Consider the following 21641-nt stretch of genomic DNA (forward strand, 5'->3'; position numbering starts at 1 on the left):
CGGGGCCGTTCCGCCCTTTAGTGCATCGCCGGCAAGATTGGGTTCGAAACGTCAGTCGTCGCTGTCGCCGTTGCCGAACAGGCCAAACTGCGCAGGATCGCGCGTCGGCTCGGCGAGGCCGAGATGGCGGAAGGCGTGCGAAGTCAAAAGCCGGCCGCGCGGGGTGCGCTGCAGATAGCCGCACTGGATCAGATAGGGCTCGATGATGTCCTCGATGGCATCACGTGGCTCCGACAGCGCCGCCGCCATGGTTTCCACCCCGACCGGGCCGCCGCCATAGTTCAGCGCGATCGTAGTGAGGTAGCGGCGGTCCATGGCGTCGAGGCCGGCGGCATCCACCTCCAGCGCGCTCAGCGCGTGATCGGCGATCGCGCGGTCGACCGAGCTTGCATCGGCAGCCGAAGCGAAGTCGCGGACGCGGCGCAGCAGGCGGCCGGCGATCCGCGGCGTGCCGCGGGCGCGGCGCGCGATCTCGTTGGCGCCATCGGGCGTCATGCCGATGTTGAGTACGCGGGCGCCGCGGGAGACGATCTTCTCCAGCTCTTCCTCGGTGTAGAAGTTCAGGCGCACCGGGATCCCGAAGCGGTCGCGCAGCGGATTGGTCAACAGGCCCGCGCGGGTGGTGGCTCCAACGAGGGTGAACTTTGCCAGTTCGATCTTGACCGAGCGCGCCGCCGGGCCCTCGCCAATGATGAGGTCGAGCTGAAAATCCTCCATCGCGGGATAGAGCACTTCCTCGACCGCCGGGCTGAGGCGATGGATTTCGTCGATGAAGAGCACGTCGCGCTCTTCGAGATTGGTCAGCAGTGCCGCAAGATCGCCAGCCTTCGCGATCACCGGGCCCGAGGTGGCGCGAAAACCGACGCCGAGTTCGCGCGCGACGATCTGCGCCAGCGTGGTCTTGCCGAGGCCGGGCGGGCCGACGAACAGCACATGATCCAGCGCCTCGCCGCGCTTGCGCGCCGCCTCGATGAAGATCGACAGATTCTTGCGCGCCTGCGCCTGGCCGACGAATTCGGACAGCAGTTGCGGACGCAGCGCGGTGTCGCCGACATCGTCGGAACGCCGCTCGGGGGTGACGATACGGGAGGGGGTGTTCACCCGTTGCCTCTCCGGTACTTGTTGGGCAAAAGCTCGCCGATGGTGGCGACCTTCGGCTCGCGGCCATTGTCGGGAACGATGACCCGCGCGTTCGCATCGTAATCATGGATCAGTTCGCGACAGATGCCGCAGGGCGATACGACGGCAATATCGCCGGGCTCGTCCGGTTTGGGATGGCGAACTGCGACGATGGTCTCGATGCCGCGATCGCCGGTTTCGGTGATGGCCCGTCCGATGGCGATCGCCTCCGCACAGACGGCGATGCGGCCGATATAGGCGTCGATATTCACGCCGGTGACGATACGGCCGTCGCGGGTGCGCATCGCAGCGCCGACCTCTTGCCAACGGTTCCGATAACGCGGCCTGATCGCGTCAATCGCGGCGGCAATTAGTTCCTGGTCTTTTTCACTCAACATGGCGGAAACGCATTCCTTCGTCAGGGAGGGGCGAACATAGTCTATTTCGCCAGCTCCTTCAGGCCCAGCCGGATCAGTTGCGCGGTCTCGGCTTTTTCGCCGGCGCTGCGTGACGCCGCGGCAATGGCGGCCGCCGCCTGCGGCTGGCCATAGCCGAGATTGACCAGCGCGGAGATCGCGTCGGTCACCGGGCGCGGCGCGCGTTGATCGTCGACCGCGCCGGCGAGATGCACGACGGCGGGATCGACATTGGCGAAGGCAGGCGCCTTGTCCTTCAATTCAGAGACGATGCGCTCGGCGACCTTCGGCCCGACGCCGGGCGTGCGCGACACCGCGGCCTTGTCGCGCAGCGCAATCGCATTGGCGAGTTCGGCCGGCGGCAAGGTGCCGAGCACGGCGAGCGCGACCTTGGCGCCGACGCCCTGCACGGTCTGCAACAGGCGAAACCATTCGCGTTCGGTATCGGTGCGGAAGCCGAACAGTTTTATCTGGTCCTCGCGGACATAGGTCTCGATGGAGAGCACCGCCGCCTCGCCGGGCGACGGCAGCGCCTGCAGCGTGCGCGACGAGCAATGCACCTGATAGCCGACGCCGCCGACGTCAAGGATGACGAAATCCTCGCCGTAGGAATCGATCAGGCCCTTGAGTTTGCCGATCATAGGCTCGCCACCCTCATCCGCAGCGCCGCACCCTGGCGATGGTGGGCGTGGGTGATGGCGATGGCGAGCGCGTCGGCCGCGTCGGCGGATTTCGGCTCGGCCTTTGGCAGCAATATTTTCAGCATTACGGCGATCTGGTTCTTGTCGGCATGTCCGGCGCCGACCACGGTCTTCTTGACCTGGTTGGGCGCATATTCCGCGACCGAAATACCAAACATCGCCGGCGACAGCATGGCGACGCCGCGAGCCTGGCCGAGCTTCAGCGTGGCGACGCCGTCCTTGTTCACGAAGGTCTGCTCGACCGCGGCCTCCGCCGGGCGGAAATCGCCGAGCACGGCGGCAAGCCCCTCATGGATGGCGAGTAGCCGGCTGGCCAGGGCCAGATCGTCGGGCGGCTCGACCGAGCCGCAGCCGATGAAGACGAGCCGGTTACCCTCAGACTCAATCACGCCCCAGCCGGTGCGGCGCAGGCCGGGGTCGATGCCGATAATCCGGACGGGATGGCGAATCGGTGGGGGTGTCATGGCGTAGTGATAACGCCAGAGCCGGGTGAACGAAACATAAAGAGAACGGAAATCCCCTGTCCCGGGCGGCGTGCCCCGCATTCTGAATGTCATCCCCGCGAAGGCGGGGATCCAGTACGCCGCGGCTTCTCGGTTGATAACGGACGTCTCTGGAATACTGGATCGCCCGGTCGAAGCCGGGCGACGACAGCGGAGTTTGGGGCGAGCCCCTACCCGCCCATCTTGGCGACCAGCGCGTCCGAAATCTCGAAATTGGCGTAGACGTTCTGGACGTCGTCGTGCTCGTTGAGGAGGTCCATCAGCTTGAGCAGCTTCTCGCCGGTCTCGTCGTCGACCGCGACCGTGTTCTGCGGCTTCCAGGTCAGCGCCGCCTTGCGCGCTTCGCCGAACTTGCCTTCCAGCGCCTTGGCGACCTCGCGAAAGGTGTCCTGCGAGGCGTAGATCTCGTGGCCGCTTTCGCTTGATGACACGTCGTCGGCGCCAGCCTCGATCGCTGCTTCCAGCATCGCATCGTCGGAGGCCACGCTGGCGTCATATTCGATGATGCCGGTGCGGTCGAACATGAAGGCGACCGAGCCGGTTTCGCCGAGATTGCCGCCCGACTTGGTGAAGTAGGAGCGGATGTCGGAGGCGGCACGGTTGCGGTTGTCGGTCAGCGCCTCGACGATCACGGCGACCCCGCCGGGGCCATAGCCCTCGTAGCGGATCTCGTCGTAGTTCTCGCTTTCTCCGCCGGTCGCCTTCTTGATGGCGCGCTCGATATTGTCCTTCGGCATGTTTTCCTGGCGCGCCGCGATCACAGCCGCGCGCAGCCGCGGGTTCATGGCCGGGTCCGGGGTACCCAATTTGGCGGCTACCGTGATTTCCCGCGCCAGCTTGCCGAACAGCTTGGACTTCTGGGCATCCTGCCGGCCCTTGCGGTGCATGATGTTCTTGAATTGGGAATGGCCGGCCATGCGCGTCTCTTGGATTCGTCCAGGGGATGTAGGGATAGGGCGCGGCCTTATAGGCCGGCAACCGGCCGAAATCAAAGATTTGCAGCCGGTTTTGGTAAGGCGATACTGCCGCGTGCCGGAAATCAGGCAGTTGTTAACCACGACTTCATGCTCGGATGAGAGGATTTCGCTGAGATCCTCAACTTTTAAGAGACGTTATGGCCTTCGGATTGTTCAAAAAGCGGGTACCGGAACCGGTCGTACCCGCCTCCGAGACCAAGGTGCCGGCCGCCGCGTCAGGCGTGGAGGCGGCCTCCGGCGATGGCGATTCGGCCAAGGCGATCCTGGAGCTTTTGGAACTCGAGCTCGGCGCGATGATCCGCCAGCTCGAGCGTGCCGCCAATTCGGTCGCTGGCGGCGCCGAGGCCACGGCTGCGACGCTTTCGACCATCCGCCAGCGCACCGATGCACTGACGAGCCGCTCCAGCGCCGCCCAGAGCACCGCGACGACGTTTTCGCAGGCCGCCGACAAGTTCACCCAGTCGGCGCAGGGGATCGGCGCCCAGGTGCGCGACGCCGGCAAGCTCGCCGACGAGGCCAGCGAGGCCGCCCGCGAGGCCGGCGCCAATGTCGACCGCCTGCGGGAGTCTTCGGCGGCGATCGGCAATGTCGTCAACCTGATCGCACAGATCGCGCGGCAGACCACGCTGCTGGCGCTCAACTCCACCATCGAGGCGGCGCGCGCCGGCGAGGCGGGACGCGGCTTTGCCGTCGTCGCCACCGAAGTGAAGGCGCTGGCGGTGCAGACCCAGAACGCCACCGAGGAAATCACCAAGAAGATCGAGGCGTTGCAGCGCGACGCCGCCGGCTCGGTCGACGCCGTTCATCGCATTACCCAATCGATCGAAGCGATCCGCCCGGTGTTCGCGCACGTCAACGGCGCGGTCGCCGAACAGAACGCAATCACTGGCGAAATGGCCGACAATGCGGCTTCCGCTTCCAGCTTCATCGTTTCGGTCGGCGACAGCGCCGGCGAGATCGACAGCGCCACCAAGGAAACCGAGGCGCATGGCGAAAGCGTCGCCAGGGCCGGACGGGCCGTGACCGCGTTCGCACAAAAACTCAAGGCGCGCTGCGCCGTGCTGTTGCGCCAGGGCGAAAAGGAAGGCGAGCGCCAGGAGCGCCGCAAGGACGAAAGGCTGCCTTGCAGCCTCAAGATCGAAATTACGACCCCGCGCGGCGTGATATCGGCATCGGTCTATGAAATTTCCATGGGCGGCATTCTGGTCAGCGGGGCAAACGCGGAAGCGTTGGCGCAGGGCCAGAGTTTTGACGCGACGCTGCAGGATGTCGGCGCCTGCCGAATTCGCATCGTCCAGCGGACGAAAGCCGGCGCGCACGCACAGTTCGAACGGCCCGGTACGGCGTTGATCGAGAAGATCGAAGACAAGATCTGGTCGATCCAGGACGACAACACGGAAGCGGTCACCCGCGCGATCGAAGCCGCTGCAGCGCTGCAGAAGATCTTCGAGGACGGCATCGATAGCGGCGCGATCTCGATGGAGGATATGTTCGACACCAACTATGTCGAGATACCCCGCACCAACCCGGTGCAATACCGCACCAAAATCCTCGACTGGGCCGATCGAGCCCTGCCGCCCTTCCAGGAAGCATTCCTCGCCAAGGACAAGCGGATGGCGTTCTGCGCCATGGTCGACACCAACGGCTACCTTCCGGTGCACAACAAGATCTATTCGCACCCGCAGCGTCCGGGCGACGTCACCTGGAACACCGCCAACAGCCGCAACCGCCGCATCTTCAACGATCCCGCGGGACTTGCCGCCGGGCGCAACCAGCGCGTCTATCTGATCCAGACCTACGCCCGCGACATGGGCAACGGTAATACGGTGATGATGCGCGAGATCGACGTGCCGGTCCGCGTCAAAGGCCGCCACTGGGGCGGGTTCCGCACCGCTTACAAACTCTAGAGCATGATCCGGAAAAGTGTGAAGCGGTTTTCCCTCGCGACAAACGCGGAACGCGTTTGCGCGGAGATCATGCGCAAAACAAAGACCTAAAGCGCGATGACGATTCATCGCGCTTTAGTGCGCTCTCAGGCAAGACGCCGGGCGCGAATCACCCTCTAAGCTCTGAATTGGAATGCAATCGCCACGGTGGGCCGATCATCGGCTCTGACTGGAGAAAGCTCTGACATGTCCGTTGTGCAGCGTGCAGTCCTCGATACCCAATCCAACCGGACACTGGCCGAACGACTGATTGACCAGCTTGCCGACCGCATCGGCGGGCTCGGCGTCGAGCTTGCCGATATCGCCGGCAACGTTCAGGAGGTCGCAAGCCGCGTCGCGAACCAGTCGGAGCGGTTCCACCATCTGCAGAGCACAGCCCAGACGATGGTCGCGGCCAACCGCGACATCGCCAATGCATCGCAGGCGGTACAATCGACCACCTCCGCGGCCGTCGTGGAGATCGTTCAATCGCGCGACGCAGTGAATACGGCCGTCCAGCACATCGCCGAACTCGTTGAAGCGGTCGGCCGCATCGAGGCCCGGCTCAGCGCCGTCGGCTCGGCGCTGTCGCAGGTCGCAAAAGTTTCCGGCTCGATCGAGGCGATCGCGAAGCAGACCAATCTCTTGGCACTCAATGCCACGATCGAGGCGGCGCGCGCCGGAACTGCCGGCCGCGGCTTTGCCGTGGTCGCGAGCGAAGTGAAGAGTCTCGCGGAGGGAACGCGCCAGGCCACGCAGCAGATCTCCGATACCGTACGCGACCTCGATGGTCAGATCGGCAGCCTGATCGGCGAGAGCAGCGACGCCTCGTTTCGCGCCAAGAACGCCGGCGAAGGCGCACGAGAGATCAGCGGTATCATCGCACGCGTGCACCAGGGCATCGCATCCGTCGGCCAGGAGATCGACGGCGTTGCCAGGGCCGCGACTTCAAATCTCGGCCATTGCGACACCGTCATCGCCGAGCTTGGCGAACTAGCCAAGGGCGTCGACCTCTCCTCGCGCGATCTCAAGCACGCCGATGGGCGGGTGGCAAAGCTACTGGAGATCTCCGAAGGCCTGATCGCGCTGATCGCCGACAGCGGCGTCGAAACCTCGGATGCACCGCTGATCCGCGTCGTCGTCGACACCGCAAAATGCATCTCGGCCGAGTTCGAGGCCGCGATCGAGCGCGGCGAGATCACGCTCGAGCAGTTGATGGACGAGAAGTATCGGGAAATCCCCGGCTCAGATCCCAAGCAGTATCTCACCGACTACGTCGCCTTCACCGACCGCGTGCTGCCCGCGATCCAGGACCCGATCCAGAAAAGCGATCCGCGCATCGTGTTCTGCGTCGCCTGGGCCAAAGGCGGCTATCTGCCGACCCACAATCCGAACTACCGCCTGCCGCAAGGCCCCGATCCGGTCTGGAACAACGCCAATTGCCGTAACCGCCGCCTGTTCAACGACCGCGCGGTGAAAAAGGTGGCGGCGAACACAAAACCGTTTCTGCTGCAAACCTATCGGCGCGACATGGGCGGCGGCAATTTCGTGCTGATGAAGGACCTGTCGTCACCGATCTTCATCCGCGGCCGCCACTGGGGCGCATTCCGGATGGGTTTTCGGCAGACCTGATGCGGCGGTTCTAGCCGCGTCATTTGCACGTGGCACCAGCAAGCATCAATAGCGCTGTCCCAATCCGGGATACGCCTCTCGGGATGCCTTGCCTTGAACCTTCTTCGTCCAAGCTCGTTGTAGACAGGGTCGGAATCCGAGCCTCTTTTTCGCGCACGACAAAAGGCCCGGTGAACGCCACTCTGCTTCCGAGCGGGCTAGCCATCCCAAGCACCAGAACAGGCGGAGCAAAAGAATGACGCATACTGGGACAGCAGCATCCGCAGGGCGTATCGCCGCAGTGCCCGAGAAAATTCCGGTCACGCTGAACGTCAACGGTAAACGGGTCCAGCTTTCGGTCGCGCCGTGGACGACACTGCTCGACGCGCTGCGCGACCATCTCGATCTGACAGGCACCAAGAAGGGCTGCGATCACGGCCAATGCGGCGCATGCACCGTGCTCGTCGGGGGACGGCGGATCAATTCCTGCCTCACGCTCGCCGTGATGCAGGAGGACGGCGAGATCACCACGATCGAGGGCCTGGCGCGCAATGGCCAGCTGCATCCGCTGCAACAGGCCTTCATCGATCACGACGCGTTTCAATGCGGCTACTGCACGTCGGGACAGATCTGCTCGGCCGCCGGGCTGATCAGCGAAGGCAGAGCGAAAACCGCGGACGAGATCCGCGAACTGATGAGCGGCAACATCTGCCGCTGCGGCGCCTATCCGAACATCGTGGCGGCGATCCAGCAGGCGATGGAGCGATCATGATCCCGTTTCAATATAGCCGCGCGAGCGACGTCGCCGACGCCATCAAGCAGATCGCCGCAGACCCGTCCGCGAAATTCATCGCGGGTGGTACCAACCTGCTCGACCTGATCAAATACGATGTCGCCGCCCCGACCCGGCTGATCGACATCTCGCGCCTGCCACTCAGGAACGTTGAGGAGACCGCGAGCGGCGGCGTTCTGATCGGCGCGCTGGTGCCGAACACCGACCTTGCCTACCATCCGCTGATCGAGGCGCGCTATCCGCTGCTGTCGCGCTCGATCCTGGCTGGCGCATCGCAGCAGCTGCGCAACATGGCCTCGACTGGCGGCAATCTCGTGCAGCGGACGCGCTGCTTCTATTTCTACGACGCGACGGCGCCTTGCAACAAGCGCGAGCCGGGCAGCGGCTGCTCGGCGATATCGGGCGTCAACCGTATCAACGCGATCCTCGGCACCAGCGAATCCTGCATCGCCACGCATCCATCCGACATGTGCGTCGCACTCGCCGCGCTTGAAGCGATCGTGCATGTCAAAGGCCCAGCCGGGACGCGCAGCATTGCGTTTGCGGACTTCCATCGGCTGCCCAATAACACGCCGCAGCTCGACACCAATCTCGAGCCCGACGAGATCATCACGGCGATCGAGCTGCCGGCAAAAGGCTTCAGCGCGAACTATTCCTATCTGAAGATCCGCGACCGCCTGTCCTATGCGTTCGCGCTGGTATCGGTGGCGGCGGCGCTTGAACTCGACGGCGACACGATCAAGGAGGCGCGGCTGGCGCTGGGTGGCGTCGCGCACAAACCGTGGCGCAGTACGGCCGCTGAGGCGACGCTGCTCGGACAACGCGCCGACACGGCGGCATTTGCGCAAGCCGCGGATTGGCTGCTGCACGGCGCCAAAGGCTACGGACACAACGACTTCAAGATCGGTCTGGCGCGGCGCGCCATCATCCGGACGCTAGGTCAGGCAGCGCGAGGAACGCCGCAGTCGATCTCCGACAAGAAGATACGGTGAGCGCCATGGCATCCTACATCGGAACAGCGACATCCCGCGTCGATGGCCGGGCCAAGGTCACCGGCGAAGCCAAATATGCCGGCGAGTTCAACGTTCGCGGTCTCGTCCACGGCTATGTCGTCGAGTCCACGATTCCGAAGGGGCGGATCGAGCGCATCGACGCCAGCGGCGCGCTCGCCATTGCCGGCGTGATCGACGTGCTGACCCATCGCAACCGGCCGCCGATGGCAGACAAGGATGACGCCTACAAGGACGAAGTCGCGCCGGAGAAAGGCTCGCCCTACCGCCCGCTCTATGACGACAAAATCCTTTTCACCGGACAGCCGGTCGCGCTGGTGCTGGCGGAAGATTGGGAAACCGCGCGCGTCGCCGCCTCGATGGTCAGGGTCGAGTATCAGAAGGAGCCGCACGTCACCGACCTCGAGGCCGAGCGCACCCGCGCCTTTGCCATCGACGCGCCGGAAAAATCGCGCGGCGATGCCGACAAGGCCTTTGCCTCCGCCGCCGTGCACCACGCCGCCGAATACTTCATTCCGAGCGAGCATCACAATCCGATGGAGTTGTTTGCCTCGACCGCGATCTGGGAAGACGGCCACCTCACGGTCTATGACAAGACGCAGGGCGTGCAGAACGTACAGAAGTATCTCTGCGGTGTGTTTAAGTTAAAGCCGGATGAGCTGCGCGTGATGTCGCCCTATATGGGCGGCGGCTTCGGCGCCGGCCTCCGCCCGCAATACCAGGTCGTGCTGGCGGTGCTCGGAGCGCAGGCGCTCAAGCGAGCGGTCCGCGTCGTGCTGACACGCGCGCAGATGTACGCGCTCGGCTACCGGCCCGCCAGCATCGAACGGCTTGCGCTCGGCGCCAGCAGTGGCGGCGCGCTCGAGTCAATGCACCATGAAGCGATCGCCGTGACCTCGAAATTCGAGGAATTCGCGCGCAACGATACCGGCTGGGGCAACCTGCTCTACAAAACCGCCAACGCGAAGTTCGAGCACAAGCTCGTCAAGCTCGACTTGCCGACGTCCTGCGACATGCGCGCGCCAGGGGCCGCCACCGGCGTCTATGCGCTGGAATGCGCGATGGACGAACTCGCCGTCGCCCTCAAGACCGATCCGGTGCAGCTCCGCCTGCAATGCTATTCCGACCGCCACCAGGGCGAGGATATCCCCTATACCAGCAAGCAACTCCGCGAATGCTATCGCCAGGGCGCCGCGGAATTCGGTTGGGCCAAGCGCAACGCTGAGCCGCGCTCGATGCGGGACGGCAGCGAACTGGTAGGCTGGGGCATGGCCTCGGGCGTGTGGGAAGCGCTGCAGATGCCGGCCACGGTGCGCATCGTGCTGACCGCCAATGGACATGCCGAAGTCGCGACTGCCGCCTCCGATATCGGCACGGGCACCTACACGATTATGGCGCAGGTCGCGGCCGACATGCTCGGCCTTCCCATCGAAAATATCAGCGTCAAGCTCGGTGACTCCTCGCTGCCGCAATGTCCGGTGGAAGGCGGCTCGTGGATTGCCTCCTCGGTGTGCAACGCCATCGCAAATACCGCGCGCGCGGTGCGCGGCGACCTGCTGGAGCTCGCCAACGCGATGCAGGATTCACCACTGGCGGACGTCGATGTCGACGATGTGGCCCTCGTTGACGGCAAAATCGTCAGCAAACGCGACGCGAACCGCTCGGTCTCGATTGCCAGCGCGATGCAATCGGGCAAGGCCGAGCGCCTTTCATGCGAGGAAACCAACAAGGTTGAAGAGGACAAGTCTCACGCGCGCAATGTGCACTCCGCGATCTTCGCCGAGGTCAAGGTGGACGAGGAGATCGGCATCATCCGCGTCACCCGCGTGGTCAACGCCGTCGCCGCCGGCCGCATCCTGAACCTCAAGACCGCGCACAGCCAGGTGATGGGCGGCGTGGTCTGGGGCATCGGCATGGCGCTGCACGAGGAGACGCTCTACGATCATCGCTTCGGACGGGTGATGAACGCCAACATCGCCGAATACCACGTGCCCGTGAACGCCGATATCCACGACATCAAGGTCATCTTCGTCGACGAGCCGGACGCGACGGTCAATCCGCTCGGCATCAAGGGTCTTGGCGAGATCGGCATTGTCGGCGTGGCAGCGGCGGTCGCCAACGCGGTCTATCATGCCACGGGAAAACGCGTGCGCGATCTGCCGATCACGCTAGACAAGGTGATCGAGTTCGATTGAAGCGGTCGCGGCGCATTGCCGGGATTTCGACGAGGAGCAAAGCAGACCCGGTCCGTGTCCCGGACGCGGTGCAGCACCTCTTGGTGATGCACCGCAGAGCCGGGACCCATCTTTCCGCACATCACCATCTGGACCCCGGCTCAGCAGCGCATCACCATAGCGCGTCGAAGACGCGCGTAAACGCGCTTATGGTGCTGCGCTGCGTCCGGGGAGCGGAGAGTCGGGTGTGAATCTTTCTCACGTCCAAAACGCGGGCACGACCGGCTCGAGCCGGCCGCCGGCGCGCACCGGCGCGACACGCAGCGCGAGGCCTGTTGTATCATCGGTCTCGACCGCAACACCGCTGAGTGTCGCCACCCCACCCGCCGGCTCGAAACGACTAGAAGGAATGCCCGTCGTGAAGCGCCGCATCGGCTCTTCCTTCTGCATGCCGATCACGGAATCATAGTCGCCGGTCATCCCGGCATCGGTCATGTAGGCGGTGCCGCCGGAAAGAATCTGGTGATCGGCGGTCGGCACATGGGTATGGGTACCGACGACCAGGCTGGCACGGCCGTCGCAGAAATAGCCGATGGCCTGCTTCTCGCTGGTCGCCTCGCCGTGGAAGTCGACCACGATCGCATCCGCCGCCTCGCCGAGCGGGCAGGCTTCGAGCTCGCGATTAAGCACCGCGAAAGGATCGTCGAACGGCGTCATGAAGACGCGGCCGATGGCGTTGACGATGAGCGCACGCTTGCCGTTCTTGGTATCGACCAGCGCGGCGCCGCGGCCCGGCGTGCCCTTCGGATAATTGGCGGGACGGATCAGCTTCGGTGCACGCTCGATGAACACCAGCGCCTCGCGCTGATCCCAGGCATGGTTGCCGAGCGTGATGGCATCGGCGCCGGCGTCGAGCAGTTCCTGATAGATGGTCTCGGTGATGCCGAAACCGCCGGCGGAATTCTCGCCATTGACGACGACGAGATCGAGTTGCCAGTCCCTGACCATGCCGGGCAGATGTTCCGAGATCGCGGTGCGGCCCGCCCGGCCGACCACGTCACCGACGAAGAAGATACGCAAAGTTCAGCTCCGGAAATCGAACACTTTCTTTTCCGTTAGCACATAATCCAGCGCGACGTCGTGCGGCAGTGCTGGAACGGCTTTTATTTCCTGCACGGAAAACGCCGTGCCGACCGCCGTAATCGCCTTTGCCTTGCGCAGATGGGCGAGCGTGAAATCGTAATGGCCGGCGCCATAGCCGATGCGGTGGCCCTCGCGGTCGAACGCCGCCAGCGGCACCAGCATGATGTCGGGAATGAGTTCTTCCGCCGCCGGCGACGGCTCGGGAATGCCGAGCGGCCCCAGCATCAGGCGATCGTCGGGCGACCACGCGCGAAAGGCCAGCGATTTGCCGCGCGACAGCACCGCAGGCAGCGCGAGCTTGGCGCCCTGCCCGGCCAGCTTGCGCATCAAGGGCACTGGATCGATTTCGCTGCGGATCGGCGAATAGCCCGACACGATGAGGCCGGGCGCAATCGCGAACGGCAACCCCCGCTTTGCCATCGCCTCTGCGGCGGAGGCGCGCTGCTCGTCGCTGAGCGCGTCGCGCTTCGCGAGCGCTGCGGCGCGGAGGTCGGCTTTCGACAGGATTATTGTCATGCGGGAGCTCATTCCGTCATCATCCGCCTTGTGCGCAATTGCGCACTGGGGCGGATGATCCAGTATTCCAGAGACGCTAGCGCTCAACTGCGGGGCCGCGGCGTACTGGATACCCGCCTTCGCGGGTATGACGAACGTGCGCGGGATGACAAGCGGGCACGCAAGCAACAAACCAAAGTGCGAGGCCGCGAACGCCGTTGAAACACTCGATCCCGGAGTTCCCTACGAAAGTAGGTGGGCACCATATGTCCGGATCCACGGACCCGGCCAGGGACAGTTCCCTAAAGGATCGATAAGGCCCCGGGGATATATGGCTCCTGACGCACGACGCAGCCTCGCGAAGACAATGTAGGCGTTAAGCGTCAATTTCGCCAGCCGTTACCGCTTGTGCTCATCCTTAGATTGAGCCTTCCTTCACCCTCCCCTGGAGGGGGAGGGTCGATTGCATTCGGCGATGCGCAGCAGCGCCGGATGCAAGCGGGGTGGGGTGATCTGTCCGCGAGCGAGAAAGAGATGGTTTCAGCGGCAATCCGCCGCGCAGTGGCCAAGAAACTGCGGGCGAACACCACGCCGCATGAGCGCGCTTTGTGGCGTGCTTTGAAAGAGCTACCGATCGAAGGTACGCACTTCCGGCGGCAAGCACCGATCGGTCGCTATGTCGCGGACTTCTTTTGTCCGGCGAAGCGTCTCATCTCGAACTCGATGGCGGGCATCACAGTGAGAGTGCGACAGCCAAGCGCGATAGCGAACGGCAGGCCTGGCTGGAGCAGGAAGGATATCGAGTCATCCGCTTCTGGAATTCGGATGTTACCGCCGATCTTCGCGCGCTGATCGAGAAGATTTACGTGGAGGTCTATGGTTCGCTCGACGCCGAAGCACTCCCACTCCAACACCTCCGACGACGATAGTCTGTCACCCCGCCCCGCTGCTTCGCGGCGACCCACGAGCGAGCTTCGCTCGTCTCGGACCCCTCAAGGGGCGGGTAAAGAACAGGATCACCCGATCGCGACGCCGGTGCCGATGGTGCGGTTCAGCATCTGCGTGGTTTTCTCGATGCGCTCGGCGGCGGCGTTGAGCGCGTTGGCGACGGCGATCTGGGTGGCCTTGGTGCGGTCGGCGGCGGCGACGCGGACGTTGCGCAGGGTTTCGAGCTCGCCTTCCAGCGCGCGGATGCGGGCGTTGGCGTCGACCAGCTCGTCGCACACGGTGAGCGCAGCCATCACCGTGAGACGCGCGTCGCCGATCTCGCCGAACTTGCCGCGCAGCTCTCCGACCCGCGATTCCAGGCTCTCGGCGAGCTTGAGGAGCCGCACTTCCTGCCCTTCCTCGCAGGCCATGCGGTACTGCCGGCCGTTGATGGTGACGTTGATGTGGCTCATTCATCCTCTCCGGCATCGAGCACCGCGCGGATGGTGCCAATCGCGAGGTCCAGCCGTTCGGCGATCTCGCGGTTGGCGCGCTCGAGCCGCCGCGTCTTCACCAGCGAGCCGTCGAGTTCGTCGGCAAGCCGCGAGCGGTCGGCGCCGAGCGCCTGGATCCGGCTCGCCAATTCGTTCTCGTCGCGATCGGCGTCGCGCCGCCGTTCCGCCGCTGCCTCGAGCGCATCGAGCGCCAGCATCAGGCGCCGCGTGGCGGCGTCGATGTCGACCTGGATCGTTTCGGCAGAGCCGGTCCCGTTGGTATAACGATCGCTCATGAGAGGCAGCGCGCACCTTCGCGTGAGCCCGCCGCCCGCAAGCAAAATCCGCGGTTCGGCAAGCGGTTAGAGCACGAAATTTACGTGGCAAGCGAGCCAAGCGCAACGCCCGCGCGAAGCTATGCACTGCTAAGCAACTTTTCGCACCAAAAGGGCGTTTCCTCGCCTTGGACTCATCGGGATTGAGGTGCTATCCAGCCCCGGCTTTCCCTTACCCACGCCCGTATTGCGGCTTTCGCCCGGTACGTTACCCGCAACCAAGCACCTCATTTCAGGCGGATTTTCATCATGACGCAGGTCGATCATACCCGTATGGCCAATGCGATTCGCGGGCTTGCCATGGATGCCGTCGAAAAGGCGAAATCCGGCCATCCTGGCCTGCCGATGGGCGCGGCCGACATCGCGACCGTGCTGTTCACGCAGTTCCTCAAATACGACGCGGCGGCGCCGAACTGGCCGGACCGCGATCGCTTCGTGCTGTCGGCGGGTCACGGCTCGATGCTGCTCTATGCGCTGCTCTATCTCACCGGCAACAAGGAGATGACGCTCGACCAGATCAAGAATTTTCGTCAGCTCGGCTCCAAGACGCCAGGCCATCCGGAGAACTTCGAGACCAGCGGCGTGGAGACCACCACCGGCCCGCTCGGCCAGGGCATCTCGACCGCGGTCGGCATGGCCCTGGCGGAAAAGATGCTTGCCGCCGAGTTCGGCAAGAAGGTGGTCAGCCACCACACCTATGTGCTCGCTTCCGACGGCGACCTGATGGAAGGCGTGTCGCAGGAAGCGATCGCCATGGCCGGGCACTGGAAGCTCAGCAAGATGATCGTGCTGTACGACGACAACGGCATCTCGATCGACGGGCCGACCTCGATCGCCGATTCGGTCGATCAGGTGAAGCGCTTCAAGTCCGCCGGCTGGGCCGCGGAATTGATCGACGGCCATGATCCGAAGGCGATCGCAGCGGCGATCACGCGCGCACAAAAGTCCAACAAGCCGTCGCTGATCGCCTGCAAGACCACGATCGGCTTTGGTGCGCCGACGCGCGCCGGCACGGCGAAGGCCCATGGCGAGGCGCTCGGTGCGGACGAGCTCAAGGGCGCCAAGGAAAAGCTCGGCATCTCCCTCGAGGCCTTCTCAGTGCCCGATGACGTGCTGAAGGCCTGGCGCGAAGCCGGCAGCCGCGGCGCCGCCGCGCGCGAGGAATGGGAAAGTGCGTTCGGCGAGCTCGGCCCGCGCAAGCGCGCCGAATTCGAGCGGCGGATGCGGCACGAGCGTCCGGCGACGCTGGCGAAAGCGTTGCGCGCGCACAAGAAGGCGCTCCTGGAATCGCCGCAGAATGTCGCGACGCGGAAATCCTCCGAGTCCGCGATCGAGGCGATTGCCGCTGCGATGCCGATGGAATTCCTCGCCGGCTCCGCCGACCTCACCGGCTCCAACAATAACAAGGCGAAGTCGGCGACCGCATTCTCGGCCAAGACGCCGAAGGGCCGATTCATCCATTACGGCATCCGCGAGCACGGCATGGCGGCTGCGATGAATGGCATCTTCCTGCATGGCGGCTTCGCCCCGAACGGCGCAACCTTCCTGATATTCACCGATTACGCCCGCCCGGCGATGCGGCTCGCCGCGCTGATGGGCGCCGGCGTCGTCTATGTGATGACCCATGATTCGATCGGGCTCGGCGAGGACGGACCGACGCATCAGCCGGTCGAGCATCTCGCCGCGCTCCGCGCCATTCCCAACATGCGCGTGTTCCGGCCCTGCGACGCCGTCGAGGTGGCCGAATGCTGGGAACTGGCACTCAACCGTATCGATGGTCCGACGGTGCTGGCGCTGACCCGCCAGAACCTGCCGCAGCTCCGCACCAATGCGCCGAATGACAATCCATGCGCGCATGGCGCCTATGAACTGGTCGCAGCCCAGGGCGACGCCAAGGTGTCGCTGTTCGCCTCGGGCTCCGAGGTCGAGGTCGCCGTGGCGGCCCAGAAGCAGCTTGCGGAGCGCGGCATCGCCGCACGGGTTGTGTCGGTACCCTCGCTCGAACTGCTGCTGGCGCAGCCCGCAGACCACCGGAAGGCCATTATCGGCAATGCCCCGGTCAAGGTCGCCATCGAGGCCGGCGTACGCTGGGGCTGGGATGCCATCATCGGCCAAGACGGTGAGTTCATCGGCATGCACGGTTTCGGCGCCAGCGCACCTGCCAAGGACCTTTTCAAGCACTTCGGAATTACTGCCGAGGCCGTCGTTAACGCTGCCGTGAAGCGCGTGGGCTGACGGTTGAGATTGCAGGGAAAAAGGACTACCAAGGCCCCATCTTGACCGTTCCCGCCCGGCCGAACCGGGCGTTCCGCCGTCAGCACCTCCGTGGACCGTCTCCGCGGGGCCGGCACCGGCTATTAGAGGAGAGATCAGCATGGCAATCCGCGTTGGGATTAACGGATTTGGCCGCATCGGCCGCAACATCTTGCGAGCCATCGCGGAGTCCGGCCGCAAGGATATCGAAGTGGTCGGCATCAACGATCTCGGCCCGGTCGAGACCAACGCCCACCTGCTGCGCTTCGACTCCGTGCATGGCCGCTTTCCCGGCACCGTGACCGTCGATGGCGACTCGATCAGCCTCGGCAATGGCAAGATCAAGGTTTCCGCCGAGCGCGATCCGTCAAAACTGCCGTGGAAGGCACTCGGCGTCGACATCGCGCTGGAATGCACCGGCATCTTCACCGCCAAGGACAAGGCCTCCGCGCATCTGACCGCCGGCGCCAAGCGCGTGCTGGTCTCGGCGCCCGCCGATAACGCCGACGCGACCATCGTCTACGGCGTCAACCATGACACCCTGACCAAGGATCACCTGGTCGTCTCCAACGGAAGCTGCACCACCAACTGCCTGGCGCCGGTCGCCAAGGTGCTGAACGACACGGTCGGCATCGAGACCGGCTTCATGACCACGATCCACGCCTATACCGGCGACCAGCCGACCCTCGATACCCTGCACAAGGATCTCTATCGCGGCCGCGCGGCGGCGATGTCGATGATCCCGACCTCGACCGGCGCGGCCAAGGCGATCGGCCTCGTGCTGCCCGAACTCAAGGGCAAGCTCGATGGCGTCGCGATCCGCGTGCCGACCCCGAACGTTTCGGTCGTCGACCTCAAGATCGTCGCCAAGCGCGCCACCGACGCCAAGGAAATCAACGCCGCGATGAAGCGCGCCTCCGAGCAGCAGCTCAAGGGCATCCTCGGCTATACCACCGCGCCGAACGTCTCGATCGACTTCAACCACGATCCGCACTCCTCGACGTTCCACGAGGACCAGACCAAGGTGCAGAACGGCACGCTGGTGCGCGTGATGTCCTGGTACGACAACGAGTGGGGCTTCTCGAACCGCATGGCCGATACCGCCGTGGCGATGGGGAAGCTGCTGTAAGTGTAAGTCTCGTGTCCCGGACGCGCCGCGGCACGAAGTGACGCGGCGCAGAGCCGGGACCCATTCCAGCGTAGAGGTCCCGGTTCAGCGCAGCGTCACTTCGTGCCGCAGTGCGCCCGGGACAAGAGACCCGCCATGACAAAATCATTCCGCACCCTCGATGACGTTGACGTGAAGGGCAAGCGCGTGCTGCTGCGCGTCGACCTCAACGTACCCATGGAAAACGGCCGCGTCACCGACGCGACCCGGCTCGAGCGCGTCGCGCCGACCATCAGCGAAATTTCCGGCAAGGGCGGCAAGGTCATCCTGCTCGCCCATTTCGGCCGGCCGAAGGGCCGCGACGCCAAGGATTCGCTCAAGCCCGTCGCTGACGCGCTTTCGAAGGTCGTCAAGAAGCCGGTCGCTTTCGCCGACGACTGCATCGGCGAGGCTGCGGCCAAAGCCGTTGGCGCGATGAAGGACGGCGACATCCTCTGCCTGGAGAACACCCGCTTCCACAAGGAAGAAGAAAAGAACGATCCTGCCTTCGTCGGCGAACTTGCAAAACTCGGCGACATCTGGGTCAACGACGCGTTCTCGGCCGCGCACCGCGCGCATGCGTCCACCGAGGGCCTCGGCCACAAGCTGCCGGCCTATGCCGGCCGCACCATGCAGGCCGAGCTCAATGCGCTGGAGAAGGCGCTGGAAGCGCCGACCAAGCCGGTCATCGCGATCATCGGCGGCGCAAAAGTCTCGACCAAGATCGACCTGTTGGAAAACCTGGTGACGAAAGTCGACGCGCTGGTGATCGGCGGCGGCATGGCCAACACCTTCCTGCATGCGCAGGGCGTCAATGTCGGCAAGTCGCTGGCCGAGAAGGACCTCGCCGCGACCGCGCTGCGCATCGTGGAAAAAGCCAATGCCGCGAACTGCGCCATCATCCTGCCCGTCGATGCCGTGGTCGCCTATCACTTCGCGGCCAACTCGCCATCGCACGCCTATGGTCTCGACGCCATTCCGGCCGACGGCATGATCCTCGACGTCGGCCCGCAATCGATTGCGCGGATTCACGCGGCGATTGACGACGCGGCGACGCTGGTCTGGAACGGCCCGCTCGGCGCCTTCGAAATGACGCCGTTCGATCGCGGCACGGTGGTCGCGGCCAAGCATGCCGCGGAGCGGACCAAGGCGAAGAAGCTGATCTCGGTTGCCGGCGGCGGCGACACCGTCGCGGCGCTGAACCAGGCCGGCGTGGCCGACGATTTCTCATATGTTTCGACGGCCGGCGGCGCCTTCCTCGAATGGATGGAAGGCAAACCCCTGCCCGGTGTGGAAGTTCTCAAATCACGTTAGATCAAGACTTAATGGGGCGCCAACAGCGCGGCAAATACAGGAGAATTTGAATGGCTCGCATTACCTTGCGTCAACTGCTCGATCATGCGGCAGAGCACGATTACGGTGTGCCGGCGTTCAACATCAACAACATGGAGCAGGCGCTCTCGATCATGGAGGCCGCCTCCGCCGTCGACGCGCCCGTCATCATCCAGGCTTCGCGCGGCGCCCGCTCCTACGCCAATGACGTGATGCTCAAGCACATGATGGATGCCGTCACCGAAATCTATCCGCAGATCCCGGTCTGCGTGCATCTCGATCACGGCAACGAGCCCGCCACCTGCATGACCGCGATCCAGGCCGGCTTTACCTCTGTCATGATGGACGGCTCGCTGAAGGCGGACGGCAAGACCCCTGGCGACTGGGACTACAATGTCGGCGTGACCCGGACTGTCACCGACATGGCGCACCTCGGCGGCATCTCGGTGGAAGGCGAACTCGGCGTGCTCGGGTCGCTCGAGACCGGCATGGGCGACAAGGAAGACGGCCATGGCGCCGAGGGAAAACTGTCACACGACCAGCTGCTGACCAATCCCGACGAAGCCGTGAAGTTCGTCAAGGAGACCAAGGTCGACGCGCTCGCGATCGCGATGGGCACCTCGCACGGCGCCTACAAGTTCACCCGCAAGCCGGACGGCGACATCCTCGCCATGAACGTGATCGAGGAGATCCATCGCAAGCTGCCGAACACGCATCTGGTGATGCACGGCTCCTCCTCGGTGCCGCAGGAACTGCAGGAGATCATCAACGCCAATGGCGGCAAGATGAAGCCGACCTGGGGCGTGCCGGTTGCGGAGATCCAGCGCGGCATTAAGAACGGCGTCCGTAAGATCAACATCGACACCGACAACCGCATGGCGATGACCGGTCAGATCCGGAAAGTGCTGAAGGACAATCCGGAAGAGTTCGATCCGCGCAAATACCTGAAGCCCGCGATGGAGGCCATGACCAAGCTGTGCAAGCAGCGGCTGCAGGAATTCAATACCGCAGGCCAGGCCAGCAAGATCAAGAAGGTGCTGACCACCGCCGAAATGGCCAAGCGGTATGCCAAGGGTGAGCTCGATCCCAGGACAGCCTGACGGGACAGCCCGATAGGACAGCCTGATAGGACGGCCCTGACAAGCCGCCCGAACAGGCGCCCTGCAAACACCCAAGGTGCGACGAACGATTTCTAGGCATTTGCCCGAGAACCGCCTATTTTGGTTTGCAAGGGCATGATGTTTCCGGAGAACGTTCCCATGAATCTTGCTGACCTCAACAAGGTTGCCCTCGCCATGGTCACCCCAGGCAAGGGCATTCTCGCCGCCGACGAATCCTCAGGCACGATCAAGAAGCGTTTCGACGCCATCAAGGTCGAATCCACCGAGGAGAACCGCCGCGACTATCGCGAGATGCTGTTCCGTTCCACCGAGGCGATGAGCAAGTATGTCTCGGGGGTGATCCTTTACGACGAGACGATCTGGCAGAATGCGAAAGACGGCACGCCGCTGGTCAAGCTGATCGAACAGGCCGGCGCGATTCCCGGCATCAAGGTCGACGAGGGCACGCAGGCGCTGCCGCAATGCCCGGGCGAACTCGTCACTGTCGGCCTCGACAAGCTCGCCGAGCGCTTGAAGAAATATTACGAGCGCGGCGCACGCTTCGCCAAATGGCGCGCGGTGATCGATATCGGCAGCGGCATTCCCAGCATGACCGCGATCAGCGTCAATGCGCATGCGCTGGCGCGCTATGCCGCGCTGTGCCAGGCGGCGCAGATCGTGCCGATCGTCGAGCCGGAAGTCTTGATGGACGGCGATCACGACATCGACCGCTGCTATGACGTGACCCAGCGCGTGCTGAACAAGACGTTCCAGGAATTGCGCGTGCAGCGCGTCGAGCTCGAAGGCATGGTGCTGAAGCCCAACATGGCCATCTCAGGCAAGAAGTGCGCGAAGCAGGCGTCCGTCAGCGAAGTCGCGGAAAAGACTGTGCGGATGCTGAAGGCCTGCGTGCCCGCGGCCGTGCCGGGCATCGCCTTCCTTTCCGGCGGGCAATCCGACGAGGAAGCGACCGCGCATCTGGATGCCATGAACAAGATTGGCGGCCTGCCCTGGAAGCTCACTTTCTCCTATGGCCGCGCGCTGCAGGCGGCGCCGCAAAAGGCGTGGTCCGGCAAGGCTGAGAACGTCGCTGCGGGCCAGCGCGCATTCACGCATCGTGCGAAGATGAATGCGCTGGCAAGCAAGGGCGAGTGGGAAACCGGCCTGGAAAAGAAGGTCGCCTGAA

19 protein-coding genes, 1 other RNA gene and 1 pseudogene are annotated in these 21641 nt (G+C 64.3%); 11 read left to right on the forward strand and 10 right to left on the reverse strand.

The genetic code is table 11. The features are described 5' to 3' along the window. Window positions 1-51 precede the first annotated feature (51 nt). The 5 genes from ruvB to QA643_RS35305 form a co-directional block, all read right to left on the reverse strand. The gene (ruvB, locus tag QA643_RS35285; protein ID WP_283030256.1) at window positions 52-1101 is read right to left on the reverse strand and encodes a Holliday junction branch migration DNA helicase RuvB; all 1050 of its coding nucleotides are present in this window, start codon (window positions 1099-1101) and stop codon (window positions 52-54) included. After that, a complete protein-coding gene (locus tag QA643_RS35290; protein WP_283030257.1) occupies window positions 1098-1517 on the reverse strand; it encodes a cytidine deaminase in 420 nt (139 codons plus the stop codon). The genes ruvB and QA643_RS35290 overlap by 4 nt, the downstream gene beginning before the upstream one ends. A 41-nt stretch (window positions 1518-1558) precedes the next feature. Next, window positions 1559-2176, reverse strand: coding sequence for a Holliday junction branch migration protein RuvA (gene ruvA, locus QA643_RS35295; protein ID WP_283030258.1), 618 nt, complete (start codon window positions 2174-2176; stop codon window positions 1559-1561). Then, on the reverse strand, window positions 2173-2700 hold the full coding sequence (ruvC, locus tag QA643_RS35300) for a crossover junction endodeoxyribonuclease RuvC (protein ID WP_283030259.1): 528 nt from the start codon (window positions 2698-2700) through the stop codon (window positions 2173-2175). The genes ruvA and ruvC overlap by 4 nt, the downstream gene beginning before the upstream one ends. 209 nt (window positions 2701-2909) lie before the next feature. Then, on the reverse strand, window positions 2910-3656 hold the full coding sequence (locus tag QA643_RS35305; RefSeq protein WP_283030260.1) for a YebC/PmpR family DNA-binding transcriptional regulator: 747 nt from the start codon (window positions 3654-3656) through the stop codon (window positions 2910-2912). Window positions 3657-3853: 197 nt separating this feature from the next. Here QA643_RS35305 and QA643_RS35310 point away from each other — a divergent pair, with 197 nt between their 5' ends. From QA643_RS35310 to QA643_RS35330, 5 genes are all read left to right on the forward strand, one after another. Next, a complete protein-coding gene (locus QA643_RS35310; protein WP_283030261.1) occupies window positions 3854-5623 on the forward strand; it encodes a methyl-accepting chemotaxis protein in 1770 nt (589 codons plus the stop codon). Between the two features lie 225 nt (window positions 5624-5848). Next, the gene (locus tag QA643_RS35315) at window positions 5849-7273 is read left to right on the forward strand and encodes a methyl-accepting chemotaxis protein (RefSeq protein WP_283030262.1); all 1425 of its coding nucleotides are present in this window, start codon (window positions 5849-5851) and stop codon (window positions 7271-7273) included. A gap of 235 nt (window positions 7274-7508) precedes the next feature. Continuing rightward, entirely contained in the window at window positions 7509-8024 is a 516-nt protein-coding gene (locus tag QA643_RS35320) for a (2Fe-2S)-binding protein (RefSeq protein ID WP_283030263.1), read from the forward strand. Then, window positions 8021-9037, forward strand: a complete 1017-nt coding sequence (locus QA643_RS35325) for a xanthine dehydrogenase family protein subunit M (RefSeq protein WP_283030264.1) — start codon at window positions 8021-8023, stop codon at window positions 9035-9037. The genes QA643_RS35320 and QA643_RS35325 overlap by 4 nt, the downstream gene beginning before the upstream one ends. A gap of 5 nt (window positions 9038-9042) precedes the next feature. Next, entirely contained in the window at window positions 9043-11250 is a 2208-nt protein-coding gene (locus QA643_RS35330; RefSeq protein WP_283030265.1) for a xanthine dehydrogenase family protein molybdopterin-binding subunit, read from the forward strand. A gap of 237 nt (window positions 11251-11487) precedes the next feature. Here the strand turns inward: QA643_RS35330 and QA643_RS35335 are convergent, their stop codons facing one another. The 3 genes from QA643_RS35335 to ssrS form a co-directional block, all read right to left on the reverse strand. Further along, on the reverse strand, window positions 11488-12309 hold the full coding sequence (locus tag QA643_RS35335) for a TIGR00282 family metallophosphoesterase (protein ID WP_283030266.1): 822 nt from the start codon (window positions 12307-12309) through the stop codon (window positions 11488-11490). Window positions 12310-12312: 3 nt separating this feature from the next. Continuing rightward, entirely contained in the window at window positions 12313-12882 is a 570-nt protein-coding gene (locus QA643_RS35340; protein ID WP_283035038.1) for a 5-formyltetrahydrofolate cyclo-ligase, read from the reverse strand. Window positions 12883-13066: 184 nt separating this feature from the next. After that, a non-coding RNA gene (gene ssrS / locus QA643_RS35345) (6S RNA) lies at window positions 13067-13227 on the reverse strand. A gap of 174 nt (window positions 13228-13401) precedes the next feature. Here ssrS and QA643_RS35350 point away from each other — a divergent pair. Continuing rightward, a pseudogene (locus QA643_RS35350) lies at window positions 13402-13796 on the forward strand (endonuclease domain-containing protein). Between the two features lie 87 nt (window positions 13797-13883). Here the strand turns inward: QA643_RS35350 and QA643_RS35355 are convergent. Next, on the reverse strand, window positions 13884-14267 hold the full coding sequence (locus tag QA643_RS35355; RefSeq protein WP_283030267.1) for a cell division protein ZapA: 384 nt from the start codon (window positions 14265-14267) through the stop codon (window positions 13884-13886). Then, entirely contained in the window at window positions 14264-14584 is a 321-nt protein-coding gene (locus QA643_RS35360) for a DUF4164 domain-containing protein (RefSeq protein ID WP_283030268.1), read from the reverse strand. Before QA643_RS35360 ends, QA643_RS35355 begins: the two co-directional genes overlap by 4 nt. A gap of 288 nt (window positions 14585-14872) precedes the next feature. Here QA643_RS35360 and tkt point away from each other — a divergent pair, with 288 nt between their 5' ends. The 5 genes from tkt (at window position 14873) to QA643_RS35385 (ending at window position 21640) form a co-directional block, all read left to right on the forward strand. Next, on the forward strand, window positions 14873-16858 hold the full coding sequence (gene tkt, locus QA643_RS35365; protein ID WP_283030269.1) for a transketolase: 1986 nt from the start codon (window positions 14873-14875) through the stop codon (window positions 16856-16858). A 139-nt stretch (window positions 16859-16997) separates the two neighbouring features. After that, a complete protein-coding gene (gap, locus tag QA643_RS35370) occupies window positions 16998-18005 on the forward strand; it encodes a type I glyceraldehyde-3-phosphate dehydrogenase (protein WP_283030270.1) in 1008 nt (335 codons plus the stop codon). Between the two features lie 135 nt (window positions 18006-18140). Then, window positions 18141-19337 (forward strand): phosphoglycerate kinase, encoded by a 1197-nt coding sequence (locus tag QA643_RS35375; protein WP_283030271.1) that lies wholly within the window; start codon window positions 18141-18143, stop codon window positions 19335-19337. 50 nt (window positions 19338-19387) lie between these two features. After that, entirely contained in the window at window positions 19388-20455 is a 1068-nt protein-coding gene (gene fba / locus QA643_RS35380) for a class II fructose-bisphosphate aldolase (RefSeq protein ID WP_283030272.1), read from the forward strand. A 159-nt stretch (window positions 20456-20614) separates the two neighbouring features. Further along, window positions 20615-21640: a class I fructose-bisphosphate aldolase gene (locus QA643_RS35385; RefSeq protein ID WP_283030273.1), complete on the forward strand. Its 1026-nt coding sequence runs from the start codon at window positions 20615-20617 to the stop codon at window positions 21638-21640. The last annotated feature ends 1 nt before the right edge of the window (window position 21641 follow it).

The organism is Bradyrhizobium sp. CB3481, from assembly GCF_029714305.1.
In the GTDB taxonomy this organism is placed as follows: Bacteria; Pseudomonadota; Alphaproteobacteria; order Rhizobiales; family Xanthobacteraceae; genus Bradyrhizobium.

Excerpts from the sequence above, each read along its gene's own strand:
- tkt (WP_283030269.1), top strand. The coding sequence starts at position 14,873 with ATGACGCAGGTCGATCATACCCGTATGGCCAATGCGATTCGCGGGCTT.
- QA643_RS35310 (WP_283030261.1), top strand. The coding sequence starts at position 3,854 with ATGGCCTTCGGATTGTTCAAAAAGCGGGTACCGGAACCGGTCGTACCC.
- ruvC (WP_283030259.1), bottom strand. The coding sequence starts at position 2,700 with ATGACACCCCCACCGATTCGCCATCCCGTCCGGATTATCGGCATCGAC.
- QA643_RS35330 (WP_283030265.1), top strand. The coding sequence starts at position 9,043 with ATGGCATCCTACATCGGAACAGCGACATCCCGCGTCGATGGCCGGGCC.
- QA643_RS35320 (WP_283030263.1), top strand. The coding sequence starts at position 7,509 with ATGACGCATACTGGGACAGCAGCATCCGCAGGGCGTATCGCCGCAGTG.
- QA643_RS35315 (WP_283030262.1), top strand. The coding sequence starts at position 5,849 with ATGTCCGTTGTGCAGCGTGCAGTCCTCGATACCCAATCCAACCGGACA.
- ruvA (WP_283030258.1), bottom strand. The coding sequence starts at position 2,176 with ATGATCGGCAAACTCAAGGGCCTGATCGATTCCTACGGCGAGGATTTC.
- QA643_RS35385 (WP_283030273.1), top strand. The coding sequence starts at position 20,615 with ATGAATCTTGCTGACCTCAACAAGGTTGCCCTCGCCATGGTCACCCCA.
- gap (WP_283030270.1), top strand. The coding sequence starts at position 16,998 with ATGGCAATCCGCGTTGGGATTAACGGATTTGGCCGCATCGGCCGCAAC.
- QA643_RS35355 (WP_283030267.1), bottom strand. The coding sequence starts at position 14,267 with ATGAGCCACATCAACGTCACCATCAACGGCCGGCAGTACCGCATGGCC.
- QA643_RS35375 (WP_283030271.1), top strand. The coding sequence starts at position 18,141 with ATGACAAAATCATTCCGCACCCTCGATGACGTTGACGTGAAGGGCAAG.
- QA643_RS35325 (WP_283030264.1), top strand. The coding sequence starts at position 8,021 with ATGATCCCGTTTCAATATAGCCGCGCGAGCGACGTCGCCGACGCCATC.
- QA643_RS35290 (WP_283030257.1), bottom strand. The coding sequence starts at position 1,517 with ATGTTGAGTGAAAAAGACCAGGAACTAATTGCCGCCGCGATTGACGCG.
- QA643_RS35360 (WP_283030268.1), bottom strand. The coding sequence starts at position 14,584 with ATGAGCGATCGTTATACCAACGGGACCGGCTCTGCCGAAACGATCCAG.
- fba (WP_283030272.1), top strand. The coding sequence starts at position 19,388 with ATGGCTCGCATTACCTTGCGTCAACTGCTCGATCATGCGGCAGAGCAC.
- QA643_RS35305 (WP_283030260.1), bottom strand. The coding sequence starts at position 3,656 with ATGGCCGGCCATTCCCAATTCAAGAACATCATGCACCGCAAGGGCCGG.